Here is a 24,822-nt window from a genome sequence, read left to right as displayed (position 1 = left end):
AGACAGACATGTGCCTGGCGGTACCCGGCAGAGTGCTGGGCGTCGAGGACAGGGACGGCACCAGGATGGCCACCGTCGACTTCGGCGGCGTGGTCAAGGAGGTGTGCCTGGAGTACCTGCCCGACCTGAAGGTCGGCGAGTACACCATCGTCCATGTCGGCTTCGCCCTCCAACGGCTCGACGAGGAGTCGGCCCGCAGGACGCTGGAGCTGTTCGAGAACCTCGGGATGCTCCAGGAGGAGTTCGGCGACCCGTGGGAACAGGCCGAACTGGCGGCGCGGGCCGGGCAGTCCGGCCCGGCGGACGGCGAGGGCCTCGCCGAGGAGGTACGGCCGTGAAGTACATCGACGAGTTCCAGGACCCGGAGCTGGCGGCCCGCCTCCTCGACGACATCAGGGCCACGGTGACCAGGCCGTGGGCGCTGATGGAGGTGTGCGGCGGCCAGACGCACACCATCATCCGGCACGGCATCGACCAACTGCTGCCCGACGAGATCGAGTTGATTCACGGGCCGGGCTGTCCGGTGTGCGTGACCCCGCTGGAGGTCATCGACAAGGCCCTGGAGATCGCCTCCCGGCCCGGGGTGATCTTCTGCTCCTTCGGCGACATGCTCCGCGTGCCGGGCACCGGCCGTGACCTGTTCCAGGTCCGGGGCGCGGGCGGCGACGTCCGGGTCGTCTACTCCCCGCTCGACGCGCTGCGGATCGCCGAGGAGAACCCCGGCCGCGAGGTCGTGTTCTTCGGCATCGGCTTCGAGACGACCGCGCCGCCCAACGCCATGACGGTCCACCAGGCGCGCAGGCGTGGCATCCGCAACTTCAGCCTGCTCGTCTCCCACGTGCGCGTCCCGCCGGCGATCGAGGCGGTCATGATGTCGCCCGACTGCCGGGTGCAGGGCTTCCTGGCCGCCGGGCACGTGTGCAGCGTGATGGGCACCGAGGAGTACCCGGCGCTCGCCGAACGGTTCAAGGTGCCCATCGTGGTGACCGGCTTCGAACCGCTGGACATCCTGGAGGGCGTACGCCGCACGGTGCGTCAGCTCGAACGGGGCGAGCACACCGTCGAGAACGCCTACCCGCGCGCGGTGCGGCCCGAGGGCAACCCGGCCGCCCTGGCGATGCTGGACGACGTCTTCGAGGTCACCGACCGTGCCTGGCGAGGCATCGGGACCATCCCGGACAGCGGCTGGCGGCTCTCCGCCCGCTACCGGGACCACGACGCCGAACACCGCTTCCAGGTCGGCGACATCGCCACCCGCGAGCCCGCCGAGTGCCGCAGCGGAGAGGTCCTGCAGGGCCTGATCAAACCGCACGAGTGCGAGGTCTTCGGCACCACCTGCACCCCGCGCACGCCACTCGGAGCCACCATGGTCTCCAGCGAGGGCGCCTGCGCGGCGTACTACCTGTACCGGCGGCTGGAACTGCCGGCCCGTCCGGCCGCCACGAGCCTGGAGGACAGCGCCGTTGTCTGACACCACCGCAGCACCGGACATGCTCTCCTGGACCTGCCCGGCGCCCCTGCGGGACGGGCCGCGCGTGGTGATGGGCCACGGCGGGGGCGGTGCCCTCTCCGCCGAGCTGATCGAGCAGGTCGTCGTCCCGGCGCTCGCCGGTCCCGCGCCGGTGCCGCTGACCGACTCGGCCGTGGTCGAACTGGGCGGGGCCCGGCTCGCCTTCTCCACCGACACGTTCGTGGTCCGGCCGCTGTTCTTCCCCGGCGGCAGCATCGGCGACCTCGCCGTCAACGGCACGGTCAACGACCTCGCCATGAGCGGTGCCCGTGCCGCCTACCTCTCCTGCGGGCTGATCCTGGAGGAGGGCGTCCCGATCGACACGGTCGCCAAGGTGTCCGAGGCGCTCGGGGCCGCCGCCCGCGCGGCCGGGGTCCGGGTCGTCACGGGCGACACCAAGGTCGTGGAGGCCGGGCACGGCGACGGCGTCTACGTGAACACCTCCGGCATCGGCCTGGTCCCCGACGGTGTCGACCCGCACCCGCGCCGGGTCGTGCCGGGCGACGTCGTCCTGGTCAGCGGCGCCATCGGCGTGCACGGCGTGGCCATCCTGAGCGAGCGGGAGAACCTGCGGTTCGAGACGGACGTGGAGAGCGACTGCGCGGCGCTCGGCGGGCTGGTCGAGGCGATGCTGGCGGTCTGCCCCGACCTGCACGCGCTGCGCGACCCGACCCGCGGCGGCCTGGCGGCCTCGCTCAACGAGATCGCCGCCGCCTCCGGATGCGGGATCGCCGTCCAGGAGCGCGCGGTCCCGGTGCCGGCGCCCGTCGCCGGGGCGTGCGCCATGCTGGGCCTCGACCCGATGTACGTGGCCAACGAGGGCAAGCTCGTCGCCTTCGTCCCGCGCGACCACGCCGACGCGGTCCTCGCCGCGATGCGGGCCCATCCGCTGGGCGCCGAGGCGGCGGTGGTCGGCGAGGTGGTCGCGGACCACCCCGGCATGGTCGTCGCCCGGACCGGGCTCGGTGGCACCCGGGTGGTGGACATGCCGCTCGGGGAGCAACTGCCGCGGATCTGCTGACCGGTCCGGCGACGGGGCGGGCCGGGGTGCCGGGTCAGCCGGACCGGCCGCGCCGTCCGGGGCGGGTGTCCAGGGTCCAGGTGTGGGTGCAGCCCGGGCACTGGAGGTGGACGCGCGGGCCGTCGTTGGCAATGAGGTAGCGCCAGTGCGCCGGGCAGTTCCGCCGCGCGGCGCACGTCCCGCAGTCGCGGGCGTCGTCGCAGCCGGGGCAGGGGACCCAGGCGCGGCGGGCCCGGTCGGCCTGCGGATCAATGGGGAGACGCATCGCCCCGGTCCGCCTCCGGCAGCACACCGGCCGCCACGAGCATCGCGTACGTCCGCTCCTGCTCCGCGTCCAGCCCGGAGTAGAGCAGGGCGTGCGCCTCCTGCTCCGAACGCAGCGCGGCGACCGGGTCCCAGTCGGGGCCGAGCGCCGCCACCACCTCGGCACGCCTACGGGCCTCCTCGAGGGAGAGGTCGAGCACGAAGTCACTCATGGAACGCGGCTTTCGCGGGGGAACGTACGGGTCCAGCCACTCCTACCAGAGCGTGAGGCCGTGGGGAAAGGCGATGTGACCGACGCCATCCACGGCGGGGCCCCGCGGCGCAGGGGGCGCTCCCCGCCGGCCGGGGCCCCGCCGCCGTGCCGCGGGGAGCGGGGTCAGCCCTGGCCGGCCGTGGCCCGCAGGGCGACGCGGTCCTCGCCCGCGTACACGTTCATGGAGCTGCCGCGCAGGAACCCGACCAGCGTCAGCCCCGTCTCGGCGGCCAGGTCCACCGCGAGCGAGGACGGTGCCGACACCGCGGCCAGCACCGGGATGCCCGCCATCACGGCCTTCTGCGCCAGCTCGAAGGAGGCCCGGCCCGACACCAGCAGCACGGAGCGGGACAGCGGCAGGTCCCCGTTCTGAAGGGCGCGGCCGACCAGCTTGTCGACCGCGTTGTGCCGCCCGACGTCCTCCCGCACGTCGACCAGCTCCCCGTCCTCGGTGAACAGGGCCGCCGCGTGCAGTCCGCCGGTCCGGTCGAAGACCCGCTGGGAGGCGCGCAGCCGGTCCGGCAGGTCCGCCAGCAGCTCCGGGGTGACCAGGACCGGGGGAGTGTCGGCGATGGGCCAGCGGGCGGTCGTGCGCACCGCGTCCAGGCTCGCCTTGCCGCACAGCCCGCAGGACGAGGTCGTGTAGACGTTCCGCTCCAGGGTGATGTCGGGGATCGACACGCCGGGGGAGGTCCGCACGTCGACCACGTTGTACGTGTTCGAGCCGTCGACCGTGGCGCCGGCGCAGTACACGATGTTCTGGAGATCGTCCCGCTCGGCGAGCACGCCCTCGCTGACCAGGAAGCCGGCCGCCAGCGCGAAGTCGTCGCCGGGGGTGCGCATCGTGATCGCCAGCGGCTTGCCGTTCAGCCGGATCTCCAGCGGTTCCTCGGCGACGAGCGTGTCCGGGCGGGTGGTGACCGCGCCGTCCCGTACGCGGATCACCTTGCGTCGTTCCGTGACTCGTCCCATGTCCGTGCCCCTTGCCGGTCAGTCCCGGTTCTGTACGTGCTGGTAGCCGAAGCGGCCCTTGATGCAGAGGTTGCCGTGGGTCACCGGGTTGTCGTGCGGTGAGGTGACCTTCACGATCTCATTGTCCTGCACGTGGAGCGTGAGGTTGCAGCCCACTCCGCAGTACGCGCACACGGTCGTCGTGGCGGTCTGCCGCTCCTCGTCCCACGTCCCGGCGGCCCGCATGTCGAACTCCGACTTGAAGGAGAGGGCGCCCGTGGGGCACACCTCGATGCAGTTGCCGCAGTAGACGCACGCGGAGTCGGTCAGCGGACCGTCGTGCTCCACCGCGATCCGGGCGTCGAAACCCCGGCCGGAGACGGAGATGGCGAAGCTGTTCTGCCACTGGTCGCCGCAGGCGTCCACGCACTTGTAGCAGAGGATGCACTTGCCGTAGTCCCGCACGTACAGGTCGTTGTCGACGCGCGGCTCCTCGTCGACGCGGGCCGCGTCGGGACCGAAACGGTCCGGCTTCGCCTCGTACTCCTTGATCCACTGCGCGACCGACGGGGTCGTCGACAGGTCGACCGAGGACGCGAGCAGTTCGAGCACGACCTTGCGGCTGTGCCGGGCGCGCTCGGTGTCGGTGCGCACGACCATGCCCTGCTCCGCGCGGCGCGAGCAGGCCGGGGCGAGCGTCCGGGCGCCCTCGACCTCCACCACGCAGACCCGGCAGGCGTTCTTCGGGGTGAGGGTGTCGCCCTGGCACAGGGTCGGGACGTCCTTCCCGGCGGCCCGGCAGGCGTCCAGGATCGTCGAGCCCTCGGGGACCCGGGCCTCCTGCCCGTCGAGGGTGAACTCCACCAGCCGGCGCGGCACTCCGAGCGGTATCGCGGTCATTCGTACGCCCCCAGACGGTCGATGGCGGATTCCACGGCGTTCCACGCGGTCTGTCCCAGTCCGCAGATCGAGGAGTCCCGCATCGCCCGCCCGACCTCCCGCAGCAGTGCGACGTCCCCGGCCGCGGCGGCGCCCGTGCGGTCCGCGATCCGGTGCAGCGCCTCCTCCTGACGCACCGTCCCGACCCGGCACGGCACGCACTGGCCGCACGACTCGTCGCGGAAGAACTCGGCGATGCGCAGCAGCAGCCGGGGGAGCGCAACGGTGTCGTCGAAGGCCATCACGACCCCGGATCCGAGCGTCGTGCCGGCCTCGCGGGTGCCCTCGAAGGTGAGCGGGATGCCGAGTTCGTCGGGGCGGACGAACCCGCCGGCCGCGCCGCCCAGCAGCACCGCCCGCAGGTTGTCCCGGACACCCGCGAGGGTGAGCAGTTCGCCCAGGGTCGCGCCGAAGGGGAGTTCGTACACACCGGGCCTGCGCACGCTGCCCGACACGCAGAACAGCTTCGGCCCGGTGGACGTCGGCGTGCCGATCGCCGCGTACGCCTGGGCGCCCATGGTCAGGATCGGCAGGACGTTGACCAGGGTCTCGACGTTGTTCTCCACCGTCGGCTTGCCGAACAGGCCCTTCTCCACGGGGAACGGGGGCTTGGAGCGCGGCTCGCCCCGGTAGCCCTCGATGGAGTTGAACAGAGCGGTCTCCTCACCGCAGATGTACGCGCCCGCCCCCCGCCGGATCTCGATGTCGAAGGCGTATCCCTGGCCGAGGACGTCGTCGCCGAGCAGGCCGCGGGCGCGGGCCTGCGCGAGGGCGTGGGTGAGGCGGGCGAGGGCGCGCGGGTACTCGCCGCGGAGGTAGAGGTAGCCGCGGTGCGCGCCGGTCGCGTACGCCGCGATCGTCATCGCCTCGACCAGGGCGTACGGGTCGCCCTCCATCAGGACGCGGTCCTTGAAGGTGCCCGGTTCGGATTCGTCGGCGTTGCAGACCAGGTAGTGCGGGTGGTCGGGCTGGGCGGCGGTCGCCTGCCACTTGCGTCCGGTGGGGAAGGCGGCGCCGCCGCGGCCGACCAGGCCGGCGTCGGTGACCTCGCGGATGACGCCGGCGGGGCCGAGGGCGAAGGCGCGGCGCAGGGCGGTGTAGCCGCCGGCGGCGCGGTAGGCGTCCAGGGAGGTGGGGTCGGTGGCGCCTATGCGTTGGAGCAGGGTGAGGCCGGGTGAGCCGGCCTGGGGGACCGCGAGCGCGGGGGCGGGTTCTGGCGGCGCCGTCTCGGGGGCGGTGGCCGCGTTGACGGTGGCCTCGGGGGTCGCGGGGGCGACGACGGCGGTGGCGTGGCGGGTCTCTCGCCCCCGCCGCCCCTTCCCGTTCCCGACCCCGGGGGCTGCCGCCCCCGGACCGCCGCTGTCGGCCTGGACGGTCTCGTCCTCGAACGCCGGACGGGCTGGAGCGCCCGCGCGTATCGCCAAGGCCGCGGGTGCTCGTTCGCACAGGCCGAGGCACGGGGAGCGTTCGACCTTGACGCCGCTCTCCGGGCCCAGACGTGCCTCCACCGCCGCGCACAGCTCGCCCGCGCCCGCCGTCGTGCACGCCAGGTCGGTGCAGACGTGGAGGACCGTCGCCGGGCGGGGGCGGACCGAGAACATGGCGTAGAACGTGGCGACGCCGTACGCCTCGGCCGGCGGCACGGTCAGGCGGCGGCACAGGTAGTCCAGGGCGCCCTCGCTGATCCAGCCGATCCGGTCGTTGAGGGCGTGCAGTCCGGGCAGCAGCAGGTCGCGGCGGTCCCGGGCCTCGCGGCCGCCGCGGGCCCACCTCAGGTCGGCGTCGGAGCGGTCGGCGCCCTCCCAGGACGACTCGGGCGGGCCGAGCAGGGCGTCCACGGCCGCGCGTTCCTCGTCCGTCGGCTTGCCGTCACCGAAGCGCAGGTCCACCGGTGCTCACCTTCTCGATCCGGATCGCCGAGGCCTTGAACTCCGCCGTCCCGGCGATGGGGCAGTTGGCCTCGATGGTCAGCTGGTTGGTGTCCACCTCGTCGGGAAAGTGGAAGCTCATGAAGGCCAGCCCGGGGCGCAGTGCCGTGTCGACCCAGACGGGCGCGAGCAGCGAGCCGCGCCGCGAGGTCACCCGCACCTCCTCGCCGACCACCACCCCGTAGCGCTCGGCGTCCTCGGGGCACAGCTCGACGGACTCGCCACGGCGCAGCGGGGAGGCGTAGCCGCTGGTCTGCACACCGGTGTTGTAGGAGTCGAGGCGCCGTCCGGTGGTGAGCCGGATCGGGTACTCCTCGTCGGTGAGGTCCACGGGCGGGTCGTGGGCCACGATCCCGAAGGGCGCGGGCAGGCCGCGCAGGGCCGGGTCCGGCTCCCACAACCTGCCGTGCAGGTAGGTGGGTTCCAGTGCCTCGGTGCTCGGGCACGGCCACTGGATGCCCTGGTGCTCCTCAAGGCGCGCGTACGTCATCCCGTGGTGGTCCGGGGACAGAGAACGCAGTTCGTTCCAGACCGACTCGGCGTCCGCGTACTTCCAGTCGTGGCCGAGGCGGGTCGCGAGGTCGCAGAGGATGTCGATGTCCTCCCGGGCCGCACCGGGCGGGGTCACCGCGCGGCGGACGCGCTGCACGCGGCGCTCGCTGTTCGTGGTGGTGCCGTCGGTCTCCGCCCAGCCGGCCGTCGCCGGCAGGACCACGTCGGCCAGTTCGGCGGTCTTCGTCAGGAAGATGTCCTGGACGACGAGGAAGTCCAGCGCCCGCAGCCGGCGGATCGCCTGTTCGCTGTCCGCCTCCGACTGGGCCGGGTTCTCGCCGATGCAGTAGACGGCCCGCAGCGAGCCCTCTTCCATCGCCTCGAACATCTCCGTCAGGGTGAGGCCGTGGTGCGGCTGGATGACCGTGTCCCAGGCCGACTCGAACTTCAGCCGGACCTCCGGGTCCAGCACGTCCTGGAAGCCGGGCAGCCGGTTGGGGATGGCGCCCATGTCCCCGCCGCCCTGCACGTTGTTCTGGCCGCGCAGCGGCTGGAGGCCCGAGCCGTAGCGGCCGACGTGGCCGGTGAGCAGGGAGAGGTTGATCAGCGCGCGGACGTTGTCGGTGCCGTTGTGGTGCTCGGTGATGCCGAGGGTCCAGCACAGCTGGGCGCGCTCGGCGCGGGCGTAGGCGTGCGCCAGATCGCGGATGGCGGCCGCCGGTACGCCCGTCACCTTCTCGGCGAGGGAGAGCGTCCAGGGCTCGACCAGCGCCCGGTACTCGGCGTAGCCGGTGGTGGCCCGTGCGATGAACGCCTCGTTGGCCAGCCCGGCGTGGATGATCTCGCGGCCGATCGCGTGCGCCAGCGGGATGTCCGTGCCCACGTTGGGCCCGAGCCAGCTCTCCGCCCACTCGGCGGTGGAGGTGCGGCGCGGGTCGACGGCGTACATGCGGGCGCCGGCCCGGATGCCCTTCAGCACGTGCTGGAAGAAGATCGGGTGCGCGAAACGGGCGTTGGAGCCCCACATCACGATCAGGTCGGTGTGCTCGACCTCCTCGTACGACGAGGTTCCGCCGCCCGAGCCGAAGGCGGCCGACAGGCCCGCGACGCTGGGCGCGTGGCAGGTGCGGTTGCAGGAGTCGACGTTGTGGGTGCCCATGACCACCCGGGCGAACTTCTGCGCCACGTAGTTCATCTCGTTGGTGGCCCGGGCGCAGGAGAACAGCCCGAAGGCGCCGCGCGCCGCGGTCAGGCCCCGCGCGGTGCGGTCCAGGGCCTCGTCCCAGGTGGCGCGGCGGAAGGGCGCGTCACGCGAGTCCCGGACGAGGGGGTGGGTGAGTCGGGTGTAGGTCTTCGGGTTCCGGTCCCGGTGGTTTCGTTGGCGTTGGCTCATGCGGCGCTCCTCAGCGCGAGCAGGTCCGACAGGGCGTGCACGGTGCGCAGGGTCGGCACCGGGACCCCGGTGATCTCCGCCAGCTCGACGACGGCCGCGAGCAGCACGTCCAGTTCGAGCGGCTTGCCGCGCTCCAGGTCCTGGAGCGTGGAGGTGCGGTGGTCGCCGACGCGCTCGGCGCCCGCGAGGCGGCGTTCGATGGAGACGCCGACCTCGCAGCCGAGCGCGGCGGCCACCGACAGCGTCTCGGTCATCATGGTCTCGATGACCTGCCGGGTGCCGCCGTGCAGGCACATCTGCCGCATGGTGGCGCGGGCCAGGGCGCTGATCGGGTTGAAGGAGATGTTGCCCAGCAGCTTCAGCCAGATGTCGCCCCGCAGGTCGGGCTCGACCGGGCACTTGAGGCCGCCCGCGCGCATCGCCTCGCTGAACGCCAGACACCGTGCCGAGACACCGCGGGCGGGCTCGCCCACGGAGAAGCGGGTGCCTTCCACGTGCCGGACGACGCCCGGCTGTTCGAGTTCGGTGGCCGCGTAGACCACGCAGCCCACGGCCCGTTCGGGCGCGAGCACCGCGCTGACCGCGCCGGCCGGGTCCACGCTCTCCAGGCGGCGCCCGTCGTAGGGGCCGCCGTGGCCGTGGAAGTACCACCAGGGAATGCCGTTCTGGGCGGCCACGACCGCCGTGGTGTCGTGCAGCAGCGGCTCGATCAGCGGCCCGCACGCCGCGTACGAGTTGGCCTTCAGGCCCAGGAACACGTAGTCGGCCGGGCCGACTTCGCCCGGGTCGTCGGTGGCGCGGGGGTGCGCGGTGAAGTCGCCGCGCGGGCTGCGTACTCGTACTCCGTACTGCCTCATGGCCGCCAGATGCGGTCCACGGGCGATGAGATGCACGTCGGCGCCCGCACGGTGGAGCGCGGCACCGACGTAGGCGCCGATCGCCCCGGCGCCGAGGACTGCGACTTTCATGACGGGAAGCTCCGTTCGGTCGAGGGATACCGCGGAACTGCCGAACGAGATGTCGACGAAATATTGTCTACAGTATGGAGGTTGGCGCAGCAAGGCTTTGTGCAGCACTAGTGGTTGTGTGCTCAACAGTCTTCTCAAGCGCTTTCCCAGTCCATACGGTTGGGGACCCATGAGTCCCCCCGTCGCACCCCCGGGCTGGAGCCGCTGGCTCGTTCCCCCGGCAGCACTCTCGATCCATCTCTCCATCGGTCAGGCCTATGCCTGGTCCGTGTTCAAACCGCCCCTGGAATCCGCGCTCGGCCTCAGCGGCACCCAGAGCGCGCTGCCCTTCCAGCTCGGCATCGTCATGCTCGGCCTGTCGGCCGCGTTCGGCGGCACGCTCGTGGAACGGCACGGGCCGCGCTGGGCGATGACCGTCGCCCTGGTCTGCTTCTCGTCCGGCTTCCTGATCTCCGCGCTCGGCGCGGCCGTGGAGCAGTACTGGCTGATCGTCTTCGGCTACGGCTTCGTCGGCGGCATCGGTCTCGGCATCGGCTACATCTCGCCGGTCTCGACCCTGATCAAATGGTTCCCGGACCGGCCGGGCATGGCCACCGGCATCGCCATCATGGGCTTCGGCGGCGGCGCCCTCATCGCCTCGCCCTGGTCGGCGCAGATGCTGGAGTCCTTCGGCACCGACAGCTCGGGCATCGCGCTCGCCTTCCTCGTGCACGGACTGGCGTACGCCGTCTTCATGCTGCTCGGCGTGCTGCTGGTGCGGGTGCCCCGTCCCAAAGAGCGGGCGGACGGCACCCCGGTCGCCCTGGAGGGCGTGCAGGTCTCGGCCCGCGCCGCCCTGCGCACCCCGCAGTTCTGGCTGCTGTGGGTCGTGCTCTGCATGAACGTGACGGCCGGCATCGGCATCCTGGAGAAGGCCGCGCCGATGATCACGGACTTCTTCGCCGACACCTCCACACCGGTGTCGGTGACCGCCGCGGCGGGCTTCGTCGCCCTGCTGTCGGCGGCCAACATGGCGGGCCGGATCGGCTGGTCCTCGACCTCCGACCTGATCGGACGCAAGAACATCTACCGCGTCTACCTGGGTGTCGGCGCGGTGATGTACGCGCTGATCGCCCTGTTCGGCGACTCCTCCAAGCCGCTGTTCGTCCTGTGCGCCCTCGTCGTGCTCTCCTTCTACGGGGGAGGCTTCGCGACCATCCCCGCCTACCTCAAGGACCTCTTCGGCACCTACCAGGTCGGCGCCATCCACGGCCGGCTGCTCACCGCCTGGTCCACCGCCGGCGTGCTCGGCCCGCTGATCGTCAACTGGATCGCCGACCGGCAGGAGGAGGCCGGACGCCACGGCTCCGCCCTGTACGGCACCTCCTTCGTCATCATGATCGGGCTGCTGGTGGTCGGCTTCGTCGCCAACGAACTCGTCCGCCCCGTCCACCCCCGCCACCACCGGCCCACGCCCGAGGCACCGAAGGAGGCCGCCGATGTCCCACGACAGCAGCCCGAGTCCGCCTGAGGTCCCCGACCGGCGGCCGCTGATCGCCTTCACCTGGCTCTGGGTGGGCGCACCGCTCGCCTACGGGCTGTACGAACTCGTCCGCAAGGCGACCCAGCTCTTCACCGGGTAGCCGAGGCCGACGTGGACGGACGGGGGAGGACGGGAACGGGTGTCCCGCCGGCGGAGGGATGCTGACCGAAGCCGACAAGCCGGGCGCCCGTTTCCTGTCGTATCACCTGCCGTCGTACCCGTCGGTCACTGATCACACTGGTGGATCCCGTACCCGAGGCAGCGAGGACTCCACCCATGCACCAAGGCTCCCGGATCACCGCCGTCGGCCACTACCAGCCCGCCCGGGTCCTGACCAACGAGGACCTGGCGGGCATGGTCGACACCAGTGACGAGTGGATCAGGAGCCGGGCGGGAATCCGCACCCGACGGATCGCCGGGCCGGACGAGCCGGTCGACGAGCTGGCCGGCCACGCCGCAGCCAAGGCGCTCGCCTCGGCCGGCCTGACCCCCGCCGACGTGGACATGGTCGTGGTCGCCACCTCCACCGCGATCGACCGCTCCCCGAACACCGCCGCCCGCGTCGCGGCCCGCCTCGGCATGCCCGGCCCGGCGGCGCTGGACCTCAACGTCGTGTGCGCGGGCTTCACCCACGCCCTGGCCACCGCCGACCACGCGGTCCGGGCCGGTTCGTCGAGCCGGGCGCTGGTCATCGGCGCGGACAAGATGTCCGAGGTGACCGACTGGACCGACCGCACCACCTGCGTGCTGGTCGGCGACGGGGCGGGGGCCGCGGTCGTGGAGGCCTGCGCGCCGGGCGAGGAGCCCGGTATCGGCCCCGTGCTGTGGGGCTCGGTGCCCGAGATGGGCAACGCGGTCCGCATCGAGGGCACGCCCCCGAGGTTCGCCCAGGAGGGCCAGAGCGTCTACCGCTGGGCGACCACGCGGCTGCCCGCCATCGCCCGCCAGGCCTGCGAGCGCTCCGGCCTCGAACCCGCCGACCTCGCGGCGATCGTCCTGCACCAGGCCAACCTGCGCATCATCGAACCCCTCGCCGCGAAGATCGGCGCGCCCCACGCCGTGGTCGCCCGGGACGTCGTCGAGTCCGGCAACACCTCCGCGGCGAGCATCCCCCTCGCCCTCTCCAAGCTGGTCGAGCGCGGCGAGATCACCACCGGCGACCCGGTCCTGCTCTTCGGCTTCGGCGGCAACCTCTCCTACGCCGGACAGGTCGTCCGCTGCCCCTGAACACCCCGGCCCGCCCCCCGATGTGACGTGCCCTACACCCCGGCTCCCCGTCCGCTGTGCGCCGTAGACTGTAGACGAAAGACAATCGATACTTCCCCGTACGGGGTTGTGTGCCGGCTTTCGAGGGGGACCGATGTTGTCCGCAGGACTGCCGCAGGGCGCGGTGCCCAGGCTCGAACGCCCCGGCCCGCTGCGCGACCGCGTCTACGAGGCGCTGCTCGAACTCATCACCACCCGCGCCCTCCGGCCCGGCCAGCACCTCGTCGAGAGCGAACTCGCCGGCCACCTGGGGGTGTCGAGGCAGCCGGTGCGGGAGGCCCTCCAGCGGCTCAACACCGAGGGCTGGGTCGATCTGCGCCCGGCGCAGGGGGCGTTCGTGCACGAGCCGACCGAGGAGGAGGCGGACCAGCTCCTGACGGTGCGCACACTCCTGGAGGCCGAGGCGGCCCGGCTCGCCGCGGCCAACGCCGGGCGAGCGGGCGTGACCGCGCTGGAGGAGCTGTGCGACGAGGGGGAGCGGGCCGTCGCCGCCGACGACGTGGACGCCGCCGTCGTCCTCAACGCCCGCTTCCACGCGAAGATCATGGACCTGGCGAGCAACGCCGTCCTCGGTGAACTGGCCGCACAGGTGGACCGCCGGGTCCGCTGGTACTACACGCCGATCGCCCGGCAGCGCGGCCGGCAGTCCTGGATCGAGCACCGCGGGCTGATCGCCGCCATCGCCGACCGGGACGAGCAGACGGCGACCCGGCTGATGCGCGAGCACACCGAGCACACCCGGCGTTCGTACCACGCGCGCGGAGAATCCTGAGGTCAGAGCCTGTACGCGAGCCGCCCGGCGGACAGGCCGGGCGGCTTCGTCGTGCCCGCGTACGACCGACGCCACCCCCGCCTTTGTCCACTCAGTGGAGAAAGTTCGCAGTAATTCGTGCGTGACTTCTTCCCACACCCGGCGCCCACTGCTACGTTCCCTCCGAAAGCAGGCCACGGAACGTGGCCGGAAACCGGCACACTCAAGGCCGATTGAGGCGGGGAGGGGCTCGTGAGACGCATGACCGCACGACCCGCCAACACCCACCAGGCGCGACTGCTCCAGCTGTTGCGCGACGGCGGGCCCAACTCCCGTGCCCAGCTGGGCGACCAGGTCGACCTCTCCCGGTCCAAGCTGGCCGTGGAGGTGGACCGGCTGCTGGAGACGGGCCTGGTCGTGGCCGACGGACTCGCCGCCTCGCGCGGCGGGCGCCGCAGCCACAACGTCCGGCTCAACCCGGAACTGCGCTTCCTCGGCGTCGACATCGGCGCGACCTCGGTCGACGTCGCCGTCACCAACGCCGAGCTGGAGATCCTCGGCCACATCAACCAGCCCATGGACGTACGCGAGGGACCCGTCGCGGTCTTCGAGCAGGTGCTGTCCATGGCCGCCAAGCTGCGGGCCTCGGGACTCGCGGAGGGCTTCGACGGCGCCGGCATCGGCGTCCCGGGGCCGGTCCGCTTCCCCGAGGGTGTGCCGGTGGCTCCGCCGATCATGCCGGGCTGGGACGGCTTCCCCGTGCGGGAGGCGCTCAGCCAGGACCTCGGCTGCCCGGTCATGGTCGACAACGACGTCAACCTGATGGCACTGGGGGAGCAGCACGCGGGCGTCGCCCGCACCGTGCACGACTTCCTCGTCGTCAAGATCGGTACCGGCATCGGCTGCGGCATCGTCGTCGGCGGTGAGGTGTACCGGGGGACCACGGGCAGCGCGGGCGACATCGGGCACATCCAGGCCGTGCCCGACGGGCGCCAGTGCGCCTGCGGCAACCGGGGGTGCCTGGAAGCCCACTTCAGCGGCGCGGCGCTGGCCCGCGACGCCATGGAGGCCGCCGAACAGGGCGGTTCGGCCGAACTCGCGAACCGGCTGGAGGCGAACGGCGTCCTCAGCGCCGCCGACGTCGCCGCCGCGGCCGCCGCGGGCGACGCCACCGCACTCGACCTGATCCGCGAGGGCGGCCGCAGCACGGGCCAGGTCATCGCGGGCCTGGTCAGCTTCTTCAACCCGGGCCTGGTGGTGATCGGCGGCGGGGTGACCGGCCTCGGCCACAACCTGCTCGCCGCGATCCGCACCCAGGTCTACCGCCAGTCGCTGCCGCTGGCGACCGGCAACCTCCCCATCGTTCTGGGGGAGTTGGGTCCCACCGCCGGAGTCATCGGCGCGGCCCGCCTGATCAGCGACCACCTGTTCTCACCCGCGTAGGCACCGTTCGGTACCTCAGCCACGCTCCACCAGTACAGCGCTCTGCCCTGCCCTGCTCTGCCCCGCTCTGCCCTGACACCGGCCCGCATGCCCGCCGAGGGGACCTCACATGGCACCAGAACCACCGCTGCTCAGCATGTCCGGCATCACCAAGTCGTTCCCCGGAGTCCGGGCCCTGGACGGCGTCGACCTCGACGTCCAGGCCGGCGAGGTGCACTGCCTGCTCGGCCAGAACGGCGCCGGGAAGTCCACCCTCATCAAGGTGCTGGCCGGCGCCCACCAGCCCGACACCGGCACCATCCGCTGGCGCGGCGAGGACGTCACCCTGCGCTCGCCCATCGCGGCCATGCGCCTCGGCATCGCCACCATCTACCAGGAACTTGACCTGGTGGAACACCTGTCGGTGGCCGAGAACGTCCACCTCGGCCACGAGCCGACCAGCGCCGGCTTCGTCGTGCGCGGAAAGGCGGCGAAGACCTCGACGGCCCAGCTGCTGAAGCGGCTCGGGCACCCCGAGGTCGACCCGGGCCGGCTGGTCGGGGACCTCTCCGCGGCGCAGCAGCAGATCGTGTCCATGGCGCGGGCGCTCTCGCACGACGTACGGCTCATCGTGATGGACGAGCCGTCCGCCGCGCTCGACCCGGACGAGGTCGACAACCTCTTCCGCATCGTCGCCGACCTCACCGCGGACGGCGTCGCCGTCGTCTACATCTCGCACCGCCTGGAGGAGATCCGCCGCATCGGCGACCGGGTCACCGTCCTCAAGGACGGCCGGGCGGTGGCCGGCGGGCTGCCCGCCAAGGAGACGCCCACCCGCGAGGTGGTGGCGCTGATGACGGGACGCAACGTCGAGTACGTCTTCCCGGAGCGGCCCGCCGCCCCCGGCACCGGTGAGCCGGTGCTGAGCGTCCGCGGACTGACCCGGCACGGCGAATTCGCCCCGCTCGACCTGGAGGTACGGCCCGGCGAGATCGTCGGCCTCGCCGGACTCGTCGGCTCCGGCCGCTCCGAGATCCTGGAGACCGTCTACGGCGCCCGCAAGCCGAACGCCGGACAGGTCCTCGTCGACGGACGACCGCTGCGGCCGGGCAGCGTGCGCGCCGCGGTCCGCGCCGGACTCGGGCTCGCCCCCGAGGAGCGCAAGGCACAGGCCCTGCTGATGCTGGAGTCCGTCACCCGCAACGTGTCGGTCTCCGCCATGTCCCGCTTCTCGCGCGGTGGCTGGATCGATCGCGGCGCCGAACTGAAGGCGGCCCGCGCCGCGACCCGCGAACTGTCGCTGCGGCCCGACAACCCCACCGCGCCGGTGCGCACCCTCTCCGGCGGCAACCAGCAGAAGGCGGTCCTCGCCCGCTGGCTGCTGCGCGGCTGCCGGGTCCTGCTGCTCGACGAACCCACCCGCGGCGTCGACGTGGGCGCCCGCGCGGAGCTGTACGCCGTCATCCGGCGCCTCGCCGACGAGGGCCTCGCCGTCCTGCTGGTCTCCAGCGAGGTCCCCGAGGTACTGGGCCTGGCCGACCGGGTGCTGGTACTGCGCGAGGGGAGCGTCGTGCACGAGGCCCCCGCCCGCGAACTCGACGAACACCGCGTACTCGACCTCGTGATGGAAGGAAGCCCGGCGTCATGACGCAGCACGTGTCCCCGCCGCGGGACGGCACCGGCAAGGCGGCACCGGTGGACACCCGGCCCGCCTGGAAGAACCTGACGGCCGGCGCCGACGTCCGCACCCTCAGCCTGCTCGGCGTGCTCGCCGTCCTGGTCCTCATCGGCGGCATCACCCAGCCCGACTCGTTCCTCGACACCCGCAACCTCCAGCTGGTGCTCACCCAGGCGTCCGTCATCGGCGTCGTCACCGTCGGCATGACCTTCGTGATCATGTCCGGGGGCATCGACCTCTCCGTGGGCGCCATCGTCGCCCTGTCCTCGGTGTGGGCGACCACCGTCGCCACCCAGGACTTCGGCTTCGCCGGCATCCTCTTCACCGCGATCATCGTCGGAGTCGGCTGCGGCCTGGTCAACGGCGTGCTCATCGCGTACGGCACGATGGTGCCCTTCATCGCCACCCTCGCCATGCTGGCGTCGGCACGCGGCCTCGCGCTCCAGATCACCGACGGGCGCACCCAGGTCGTCACGGTGCCGGGCGTCCTCGACCTCGCCGAGCGGGACTCCTACGTGCTGGGCATCCCGCCGCTGGTCCTGGTCTTCGCGGCCGTCACCGTCATCGGCTGGCTGGTGCTCAACCGGACCACCTTCGGCCGCCGCACCGTCGCCGTCGGCGGCAACCCGGAGGCCGCCCGGCTGGCCGGCATCGACGTCCGCCGCCAGCGCCTCTACATCTACCTGCTCTCCGGGCTGTGCTGCGGCATCGCCGCCTTCCTGCTGATCGCCCTGGCCGGCTCCGGCCAGAACACCAACGGCAACCTCTACGAACTCGACGCCATCGCCGCCGCGATCATCGGCGGCACGCTGCTCAGCGGCGGGCGCGGGACCATCGTCGGTTCCGTGCTCGGCGTCCTGATCTTCACCACCATCACGAACATCTTCGCCCTGAACAACCTGCAGACCGACGTGCAGCAGATCGCCAAGGGCGCGATCATCGTCGCCGCCGTGCTGGTCCAGCGCCGTACCGCAAGCACGCATTGAGGAAAGGGTTCACCGTCATGACGAAGCTCACGAGTCGCAGAGGGCTGCTCTTCGGAGCCGCCGCCGTGTCCGCCGGTGCCGTCCTCACCGGGTGCACGAGCAACGACCCGGACGACGGCGGCGACAAGGCGGCGGACACGCAGCCGGCCGCCGACGACAAGCCCGGCAAGCAGGTCACCATCGGCTACGCGGGTCCGCAGGCCGACCACGGCTGGCTCAACGCCGTCAACGACCAGGCGCAGAACCGCGCCAAGAAGTACTCGGACGTCACCCTCGAGGTCACCGAGGGCTCCAACGACACCGCCCAGCAGATCGGCCAGATCGAGACCCTCATCAACAAGAAGGTCGACGTCCTGGTCATCCTGCCCGCGGACGGCAAGGCCCTCACCCAGATCGGCCTCAAGGCGATGCGCGCCGGCATCCCGGTCGTCAACCTCGACCGCATCTTCAACTCCCCCCAGGCCTACCGCTGCTGGGTCGGCGGCGACAACTACGGCATGGGGCTCAACGCCGCCCACTACATCGGCGAGAAGCTGAAGGACAAGCCGAACGCCAAGGTCATCGAGCTGGCCGGCATCGACAACCTGGAACTGACCCAGCAGCGCACCCAGGGCTTCGACGACGGCCTGAAGAACTACCCGAACATCAAGAAGGTGGCCCGCCAGGCCGCCGAGTTCACGGTCGAGTCCGGGCAGTCCAAGATGGCCCAGCTGCTCCAGGCCCAGTCGGACTTCGACGCCCTGTGGAACCACGACGACGACCAGGGCGTGGGTGCCCTGCGCGCCATCGAGCAGGCCGGACGCGACGACTTCCTGATGGTCGGCGGCGCCGGCGCGCTCTCCGCCTTCCAGGCCATCAAGGCCGACAGCGGCGTGCTGAAGGCGACCGTGCTCTACCCGCCGACCATGGCCGCCTCCGCGATCGACCTGGCCCGCGCCCTCGGCCAGGGCAAGGGCGTCAGCGGACTCGCCGAGTTCGAGATCCCCTCGACGGTCACCTGCTACTCGGCCGTCGTCGACAAGGAGAACGTCGACCAGTACATGTCCACGGGCTTCAAGTGACGGGTCCCAAGGACCCGGCCCCGGCAGCGGCCTGACCAGCCCGCCGGGGCGGGTCCCACCCCCCACCGCGCCACCACGACGAGGAGGACATCCGCATGGGACAGCCGCAGCAGCCCGAGGGGGCCGGGGCAGCAGCCGCCGGGACCGGAAACGGGGCTACGGGGGCATCCGCGAACAGACCGCCCCTGCGCGTCGGCATGGTCGGCTACGCCTTCATGGGCGCCGCCCACTCCCAGGGCTGGCGCACCGCCGGCCGGGTCTTCGACCTGCCGCTGAACCCGGTGCTGGCCGCGATCTGCGGGCGGGACGCCGACGCCGTCCGCACGGCGGCCGACCGGCACGGCTGGCAGAGCACCGAGACGGACTGGCGGGCCCTGGTCGAACGGGACGACATCGACCTCGTCGACGTCTGCACCCCGGGCGACAGCCACGCCGAGATCGCGCTGGCCGCGCTGGCCGCCGGCAAGCACGTGCTGTGCGAGAAGCCGCTGGCCAACACCGTCGAGGAGGCCGAGGAGATGACGCGCGTCGCCGCGGAGGCGAGCACGCGCGGCCAGCTGGCCATGGTCGGCTTCAACTACCGCCGGGTGCCCGCCACCGCGCTGGCCCGGCGGATGGTCGCCGAGGGCCGCGTCGGACGGCTGCGGCACGTTCGGGTGACCTACCTCCAGGACTGGCTGGTGGACCCCCAGGCCCCGCTCACCTGGCGGCTGCGCAAGGAACTCGCGGGATCGGGGGCGCTCGGCGACCTCGGCGCCCACATCGTCGACCTCGCCCAGTACCTGACGGGGGAGAGGATCGCGGGCGTCTCCGCCCTCACCGAGACCTTCGTACGGCAGCGCCCGCTGGCCGCCGGCGCCGCGCGGGGCCTGAGCGCGGGCTCGGCGGACGGCGCCACGGGCGAGGTCACCGTCGACGACGCCGCCGTGTTCACCGGCCGCCTCACCTCCGGCGCCCTGGTCTCCTTCGAGGCCACCCGGTACGCCACCGGCCGCAAGAACTCCCTGCGCATCGAACTCAACGGCGAGCGCGGCTCGCTCGCCTTCGACCTGGAACGGCTCAACGAGCTGTCGTACCACGACGGTACGGAGCCCGGGGAGCACGCCGGGTTCCGCCGCATCCTCGTCACCGAGCCCGAGCACCCCTACCTGGACGCCTGGTGGCCGCCGGGCCACGGACTCGGCTACGAGCACAGCTTCGTGCACCAGGCGCGCGACCTCGTCCACGCCGTCGCCGAGGGCCGCCGCCCCGAACCCTCCTTCGCGGACGGGCTCCAGGTGCAGCGGGTGCTCGCGGCGGTGGAGGAGAGCGCCGCCAAGAACTCCGTCTACACCCCGATCGCTCCCTGAGGAGGCTGGCAGCGACATGCCGCGCAACTTCACTCTCTTCACCGGTCAGTGGGCGGACCTGCCCCTGGAGGAGGTCTGCCGCCTCGCCCGCGACTTCGGCTACGACGGCCTCGAACTCGCCTGCTGGGGCGACCACTTCGAGGTCGACAAGGCCCTCGCGGACCCCTCCTACGTCGAATCCCGGCACCAGCTGCTCGACAAGTACGGCCTCAAGTGCTGGGCGATCTCCAACCACCTGGTCGGCCAGGCGGTCTGCGACGCCATCATCGACGAACGCCACGAGGCCATCCTGCCCGCCCGCATCTGGGGCGACGGGGACGCCGAGGGGGTGCGGCAGCGCGCCGCCGCCGAGATCAAGGACACGGCGCGGGCCGCCGCCCGCCTCGGCGTCGACACCGTCATCGGCTTCACCGGCTCGGCCATCTGGCACCTGGTCGCCATGTTCCCGCCGGCCCCCGAGTCCATGATCGAGCGCGGCTACCAGGACTTCGCCGACCGCTGGAACCCGATCCTCGACGTCTTCGACGCGGAGGGCGTGCGGTTCGCGCACGAGGTGCACCCCAGCGAGATCGCCTACGACTACTGGACCACGCAGCGCGCTCTGGAGGCGGTGGACCACCGGCCCGCCTTCGGGCTGAACTTCGACCCCTCGCACTTCGTCTGGCAGGACCTCGACCCGGTCGGCTTCCTGTGGGACTTCCGCGACCGCATCTACCACGTCGACTGCAAGGAGGCCCGCAAACGCCTCGACGGCCGCAACGGCCGCCTCGGCTCCCACCTGCCCTGGGGCGACCCGCGGCGCGGCTGGGACTTCGTCTCGGCCGGCCACGGCGACGTCCCCTGGGAGGACGTCTTCCGCATGCTCCGCTCCATCGACTACCAGGGGCCCGTCTCCGTCGAGTGGGAGGACGCCGGCATGGACCGGCTCCAGGGCGCCCCCGAGGCCCTCACCAGCCTCAAGGCCTTCGACTTCGAGCCGCCCAGCGCGTCCTTCGACGCCGCGTTCAACAGCTGACCCACGCTTCCGGCAGCAGGCCGGGAAGGGGGCCGGTGAAAGCACCGGTCCCCGGTCCGGCCTGCCCGGATCCCGCTTTGTCCTGAGTTGGGAAAAAGTTCAAACAAGTCCCGGCCCAAGGGGTGTTGGCCCCGGACGAACGCGGTTACCGTCCCTGAAGTGTTCAGGACACCCACGCCTCCGGGGTGACGGCGCACCCCGGCGCCCGCATCGCACGTCATCGCACCCGTTCCGTACGGCCCACCCGTTCCCGGAGGGACTTCGTGCACAGAAGCAGACTCAAAAGCACCAGGACCACGAGGCGTCCCAGGCTCCGCACCACCCTCGCCCTCTTCACCGGCCTGATGCTGGCCGTTGGCGCCCCGGCGGCCGTCGCCGGCGCCCACCCCGGCCACCCGGAGCACGACGAACCGGCGGCCGAGGGACAGTTCCAGCAGGTACCCCTCGCCAAGGGCGAGCCCGAGATGGGCGAGCCGATGTCGCTCGCCGTGCTCCCGGACCGCAGCGTCCTGCACACCTCGCGCGACGGCACGCTCCGCCTGACCGACCAGGGCGGCGTCACCAAGGTCGCCGGCAAACTCGACGTCTACAGCCACGACGAGGAGGGCCTCCAGGGCGTCGGCATCGACCCGGACTTCGCGAACAACCGGGCGATCTACCTCTACTACGCCCCGCCCCTCGACACCCCGGCGGGCGACGCCCCCGAGACCGGCACCGCGGCGGACTTCGCGAAGTTCGACGGCGTCAACCGCCTCTCCCGCTTCGTCCTCAAGCCCGACGGCACCCTCGACCAGGCCAGCGAGAAGAAGGTCCTGGACGTCGCGGCCTCCCGCGGCACCTGCTGCCACGTCGGCGGCGACATCGACTTCGACGCCGAGGGCAACCTCTACCTGTCCACCGGCGACGACACCAACCCCTTCGCCTCGGACGGCTTCACGCCGATCGACGAGCGGGCGGACCGCAACCCGGCCTTCGACGCCCGCCGCAGCGCCGGCAACACCAACGACCTGCGCGGCAAGATCCTGCGGATCAAGGTCGCCGAGGACGGCTCGTACACCGTCCCGGAGGGCAACCTCTTCGCCCCGGGCACCGAGAAGACCCGCCCCGAGATCTACGCGATGGGCTTCCGCAACCCGTTCCGGCTGAACGTCGACGAGAAGACCGGAACGGTCTACGTCGGCGACTACGGCCCCGACGCCGGCGCCGCCGACCCGAACCGCGGACCGGCCGGACAGGTCGAGTTCGCCAAGGTCACCAAGGCCGCCAACTTCGGCTGGCCGTACTGCACGGGCGACAACGACGCCTACAACGACTACGACTTCGGCACCGGGACATCCGGAGCCAAGTTCGACTGCGCCGCGCCCAAGAACACCTCCCGGCACAACACCGGCCTCACCGACCTGCCGCCCGCCGAGGCCGCCTGGATCCCGTACGACGGTGCCTCCGTGCCCGAGTTCGGCACCGGCTCCGAGTCCCCGATGGGCGGCCCGGTCTACCGGTACGACCCGGACCTCGAGTCCAGCGTGAAGTTCCCCGAGGAGTACGACGGGGACTTCTTCGCGGGTGAGTTCGGCCGCCAGTGGATCAAGCGGATCGAGCAGAACGCCGACGGCACGGTCGCGAAGATCAACGACTTCCCGTGGACCGGCACCCAGATCATGGACATGGAGTTCGGCCCCGACGGCGCGCTCTACGTCCTCGACTACGGACTCTCCTGGTTCCAGGGCGACGAGAACTCCGCGCTCTACCGGATCGAGAACGCCGAGGACGGCTTCTCCCCGATCGCCGAGGTGAGCGCCGACAAGACGTCCGGTGCGGCCGGCCTCAAGGTCCAGTTCACGGCGAGCGCCAAGGACGCCGACTCCCCGGACCTCACCTACAGCTGGGACTTCGGCGACGGCACCAAGGGCGAGGGTCTGACCCCCACCCACAAGTACAAGAAGGTCGGCACCTACACCGCGACCTTCACCGCCAAGGACCCCGAGGGCAACACCGGCAACGCCAGCGTCCGGATCGTGGTCGGCAACACCGCGCCGACGGTGACCATCGAGACCCCGGGCAACGGCACCCTGCTCCCGATGGGCGAGCCCATCCCGTTCAAGGTGAAGGTCACCGACCCCGAGGAGACCGTCGACTGCTCCAAGGTCAAGGTCGCCTACAGCCTCGGCCACGACTCCCACGCCCACGAGCTGACCAGCGAGATGGGCTGTGAGGGCACCCTCAAGCCGCCGCCCGGCGACGGCGGTCACGACCCCAACGCCAACATCTACGGCGTCGTCGGTGCCAGCTACACCGACGGCGGGGCCAACGGCCAGGAGGCCCTGACCGGCACCGCCCGCACCGTCATCCAGCCGCCGCACCGCCAGGCCGAGCACTTCGGCGGCCAGTCCGGCGTCTCGGTCATCGACAAGACCGGGGCCAACGGAGGCAAGACCGTCGGCAACATCGAGGACGGCGACTGGATCTCCTTCAGCCCCTACAAGTTCGACGGCCAGAAGAAGCTGACCGTACGGGCCTCCTCCGGCGGCGCCGGCGGCTACATCGAGGTGCGCACCGGCTCGCCGACCGGCAAGCTGCACGGCTCCGCGTACATCCCGCCGACCGGCAGCTGGGAGACGTTCCAGGACGTCGACGTACCGCTGCGGTCCCTGCCCGGGAAGACCACCGACGTCTACCTGGTCTTCAAGGGCGGCGAGGGCGCGCTGTACGACGTGGACGACTTCGAGTTCTCCACCGAGCCCTTCAAGGCCGGCAAGAAGGTCCTCGTCTTCTCCAAGACGGCCGGCTTCCGCCACGACTCCATCCCGGCGGGCATCGCCGCGCTGAAGGAGATCGGCGCCCCCGCCGGCATCTCCGTCACCGCGACCGAGGAGGCCGGGCAGTTCACCACCGCCAACCTCGCCAAGTACGACGCGGTGGCCTTCCTGTCCACCACCGGTGACGTCCTCAACGCCGCCCAGCAGACGGCGTTCGAGAACTACGTCAAGAACGGCGGCGGCTACCTGGGCATCCACGCCGCCGCCGACACCGAGTACGACTGGGAGTTCTACGGCGGCCTGGTCGGCGCCTACTTCGACTCGCACCCGGCCATCCAGAAGGCCACCGTCCGCGTCGAGGACCACGACCACCCGTCCACCGCGCACCTGGACGACGCCTGGGAGCACACCGACGAGCTGTACAACTACCGCACCAACCCGCGCGAGCAGGCCAAGGTCCTCGCCACCCTGGACGAGACCACCTACCAGGGCGGCAACATGAAGGGCGACCACCCGATCGCCTGGTGCCAGCCGTACGAGGGCGGTCGCGCCTTCTACACCGGCCTCGGCCACACCAAGGAGTCCTACGCGGACGAGGCCTTCCGCGGCCACCTGCTCGGCGGCATGCAGTACGCCACCGGCCAGGTCAAGGCGGACTGCAAGCCGGGCAAGGACTACCGGGACATCTTCAACGGCCAGACCCTGGAAGGCTGGAAGCAGGCCGGCCCCGGCAAGTTCAACGTCAAGGACGGCGCCCTGGAGTCCGACGGCGGCATGGGCCTGCTGTGGTACCAGGCCAAGGAGCTGAAGTCGTACTCCCTCAAGCTCGACTGGAAGATGCAGGGCGACGACAACTCAGGGATCTTCGTGGGCTTCCCCGCCTCCGACGACCCCTGGTCCGCGGTGAACAAGGGCTACGAGATCCAGATCGACGCCACGGACGCGCCGGACCGCACCACCGGGTCCGTCTACTCCTTCAAGTCGGCGAACATCAAGGCCCGTGACCAGGTTCTGCGGCCGCCCGGCCAGTGGAACTCCTACGAGATCAAGGTCCAGGGCGAACGCCTCCAGGTGTTCCTCAACGGAGTCAAGATCAACGACTTCACCAACAAGGACCCCGAGCGGAGCCTGACCGACGGGTACGTCGGCCTCCAGAACCACGGCGCCGACGACCAGGTCTCCTTCCGCAACATCCAGCTCAAGGAACTGCCCTCCTAAGGGCGATCAGACGGCGGCGGGCGGAGGACGCCGGACCTCCGCCCGCCGTCCCGCCGGGCCCCGCGCCCGGCCCCCGCTT

Annotated in this window: 21 protein-coding genes; 14 read left to right on the top strand and 7 right to left on the bottom strand. The window is 71.7% G+C overall.

The genetic code is table 11. The annotated features are described in order from the left end of the window. Positions 1-8: 8 nt before the first annotated feature. Genes ACZ67M_RS07585 through hypE form a run of 3 tightly spaced genes read left to right on the top strand, consistent with a single transcriptional unit; the run spans position 9 to position 2,531 of the window. Positions 9-338, top strand: coding sequence for a HypC/HybG/HupF family hydrogenase formation chaperone (locus ACZ67M_RS07585; protein ID WP_361358738.1), 330 nt, complete (start codon positions 9-11; stop codon positions 336-338). Next, positions 335-1,471: a hydrogenase formation protein HypD gene (hypD, locus tag ACZ67M_RS07580; RefSeq protein WP_392013453.1), complete on the top strand. Its 1,137-nt coding sequence runs from the start codon at positions 335-337 to the stop codon at positions 1,469-1,471. Before ACZ67M_RS07585 ends, hypD begins: the two co-directional genes overlap by 4 nt. Further along, complete coding sequence (gene hypE, locus ACZ67M_RS07575; RefSeq protein WP_385793518.1) at positions 1,464-2,531, top strand: hydrogenase expression/formation protein HypE; 1,068 nt, start codon at positions 1,464-1,466, stop codon at positions 2,529-2,531. Before hypD ends, hypE begins: the two co-directional genes overlap by 8 nt. A gap of 34 nt (positions 2,532-2,565) precedes the next feature. Here the strand turns inward: hypE and ACZ67M_RS07570 are convergent, their stop codons facing one another. The 7 genes from ACZ67M_RS07570 to ACZ67M_RS07540 form a co-directional block, all read right to left on the bottom strand. Then, on the bottom strand, positions 2,566-2,796 hold the full coding sequence (locus ACZ67M_RS07570; protein ID WP_122618995.1) for a hypothetical protein: 231 nt from the start codon (positions 2,794-2,796) through the stop codon (positions 2,566-2,568). Beyond that, entirely contained in the window at positions 2,780-3,007 is a 228-nt protein-coding gene (locus tag ACZ67M_RS07565) for a DUF6400 family protein (protein WP_392235582.1), read from the bottom strand. The genes ACZ67M_RS07570 and ACZ67M_RS07565 overlap by 17 nt, the downstream gene beginning before the upstream one ends. Positions 3,008-3,171: 164 nt before the next feature. After that, the gene (fdhD, locus tag ACZ67M_RS07560; protein ID WP_385793513.1) at positions 3,172-4,020 is read right to left on the bottom strand and encodes a formate dehydrogenase accessory sulfurtransferase FdhD; all 849 of its coding nucleotides are present in this window, start codon (positions 4,018-4,020) and stop codon (positions 3,172-3,174) included. Positions 4,021-4,038: 18 nt separating this feature from the next. Further along, on the bottom strand, positions 4,039-4,899 hold the full coding sequence (locus tag ACZ67M_RS07555; RefSeq protein WP_125490634.1) for a 2Fe-2S iron-sulfur cluster-binding protein: 861 nt from the start codon (positions 4,897-4,899) through the stop codon (positions 4,039-4,041). Further along, a complete protein-coding gene (locus ACZ67M_RS07550; RefSeq protein WP_469849977.1) occupies positions 4,896-6,827 on the bottom strand; it encodes an NAD(P)H-dependent oxidoreductase subunit E in 1,932 nt (643 codons plus the stop codon). The genes ACZ67M_RS07555 and ACZ67M_RS07550 overlap by 4 nt, the downstream gene beginning before the upstream one ends. After that, complete coding sequence (locus tag ACZ67M_RS07545) at positions 6,808-8,751, bottom strand: molybdopterin oxidoreductase family protein (protein ID WP_469849975.1); 1,944 nt, start codon at positions 8,749-8,751, stop codon at positions 6,808-6,810. Before ACZ67M_RS07545 ends, ACZ67M_RS07550 begins: the two co-directional genes overlap by 20 nt. Continuing rightward, a complete protein-coding gene (locus ACZ67M_RS07540) occupies positions 8,748-9,719 on the bottom strand; it encodes a 2-dehydropantoate 2-reductase (protein ID WP_392102199.1) in 972 nt (323 codons plus the stop codon). Before ACZ67M_RS07540 ends, ACZ67M_RS07545 begins: the two co-directional genes overlap by 4 nt. A gap of 169 nt (positions 9,720-9,888) precedes the next feature. On the opposite strand from ACZ67M_RS07540, the gene ACZ67M_RS07535 reads away from it, so the two are divergent. From ACZ67M_RS07535 to ACZ67M_RS07485, 11 genes are all read left to right on the top strand, one after another. Next, on the top strand, positions 9,889-11,229 hold the full coding sequence (locus ACZ67M_RS07535) for an OFA family MFS transporter (protein WP_361358758.1): 1,341 nt from the start codon (positions 9,889-9,891) through the stop codon (positions 11,227-11,229). Next, positions 11,198-11,341 (top strand): MFS transporter small subunit, encoded by a 144-nt coding sequence (locus tag ACZ67M_RS07530; protein ID WP_181849452.1) that lies wholly within the window; start codon positions 11,198-11,200, stop codon positions 11,339-11,341. Before ACZ67M_RS07535 ends, ACZ67M_RS07530 begins: the two co-directional genes overlap by 32 nt. A gap of 176 nt (positions 11,342-11,517) precedes the next feature. Continuing rightward, positions 11,518-12,468 (top strand): beta-ketoacyl-ACP synthase III, encoded by a 951-nt coding sequence (locus tag ACZ67M_RS07525; RefSeq protein WP_361358761.1) that lies wholly within the window; start codon positions 11,518-11,520, stop codon positions 12,466-12,468. Positions 12,469-12,601: 133 nt separating this feature from the next. Further along, positions 12,602-13,279 (top strand): GntR family transcriptional regulator, encoded by a 678-nt coding sequence (locus ACZ67M_RS07520; RefSeq protein WP_361358764.1) that lies wholly within the window; start codon positions 12,602-12,604, stop codon positions 13,277-13,279. A 240-nt stretch (positions 13,280-13,519) separates the two neighbouring features. Next, on the top strand, positions 13,520-14,701 hold the full coding sequence (locus tag ACZ67M_RS07515; protein ID WP_122619004.1) for an ROK family transcriptional regulator: 1,182 nt from the start codon (positions 13,520-13,522) through the stop codon (positions 14,699-14,701). A gap of 109 nt (positions 14,702-14,810) precedes the next feature. Next, positions 14,811-16,328 carry a sugar ABC transporter ATP-binding protein gene (locus ACZ67M_RS07510; RefSeq protein WP_307016133.1) on the top strand — a complete coding sequence of 506 codons (1,518 nt, stop codon included), beginning with the start codon at positions 14,811-14,813 and terminating at the stop codon, positions 16,326-16,328. After that, positions 16,325-17,344, top strand: coding sequence for an ABC transporter permease (locus ACZ67M_RS07505; RefSeq protein ID WP_361358767.1), 1,020 nt, complete (start codon positions 16,325-16,327; stop codon positions 17,342-17,344). Before ACZ67M_RS07510 ends, ACZ67M_RS07505 begins: the two co-directional genes overlap by 4 nt. A 17-nt stretch (positions 17,345-17,361) precedes the next feature. Continuing rightward, on the top strand, positions 17,362-18,405 hold the full coding sequence (locus ACZ67M_RS07500; RefSeq protein WP_361358770.1) for a substrate-binding domain-containing protein: 1,044 nt from the start codon (positions 17,362-17,364) through the stop codon (positions 18,403-18,405). 95 nt (positions 18,406-18,500) lie between these two features. Beyond that, the gene (locus ACZ67M_RS07495) at positions 18,501-19,754 is read left to right on the top strand and encodes a Gfo/Idh/MocA family protein (protein WP_469849972.1); all 1,254 of its coding nucleotides are present in this window, start codon (positions 18,501-18,503) and stop codon (positions 19,752-19,754) included. Between the two features lie 16 nt (positions 19,755-19,770). After that, the gene (locus tag ACZ67M_RS07490) at positions 19,771-20,769 is read left to right on the top strand and encodes a sugar phosphate isomerase/epimerase family protein (RefSeq protein ID WP_385793495.1); all 999 of its coding nucleotides are present in this window, start codon (positions 19,771-19,773) and stop codon (positions 20,767-20,769) included. Between the two features lie 263 nt (positions 20,770-21,032). After that, the gene (locus ACZ67M_RS07485) at positions 21,033-24,743 is read left to right on the top strand and encodes a ThuA domain-containing protein (protein ID WP_469849971.1); all 3,711 of its coding nucleotides are present in this window, start codon (positions 21,033-21,035) and stop codon (positions 24,741-24,743) included. Positions 24,744-24,822 lie beyond the last annotated feature (79 nt).

This window comes from Streptomyces sp. NPDC107500 (assembly GCF_055582785.1).
The sequence above is the reverse complement of the archived record's forward strand: the minus strand, read 5'-3'. Positions and strand labels throughout refer to the sequence as shown.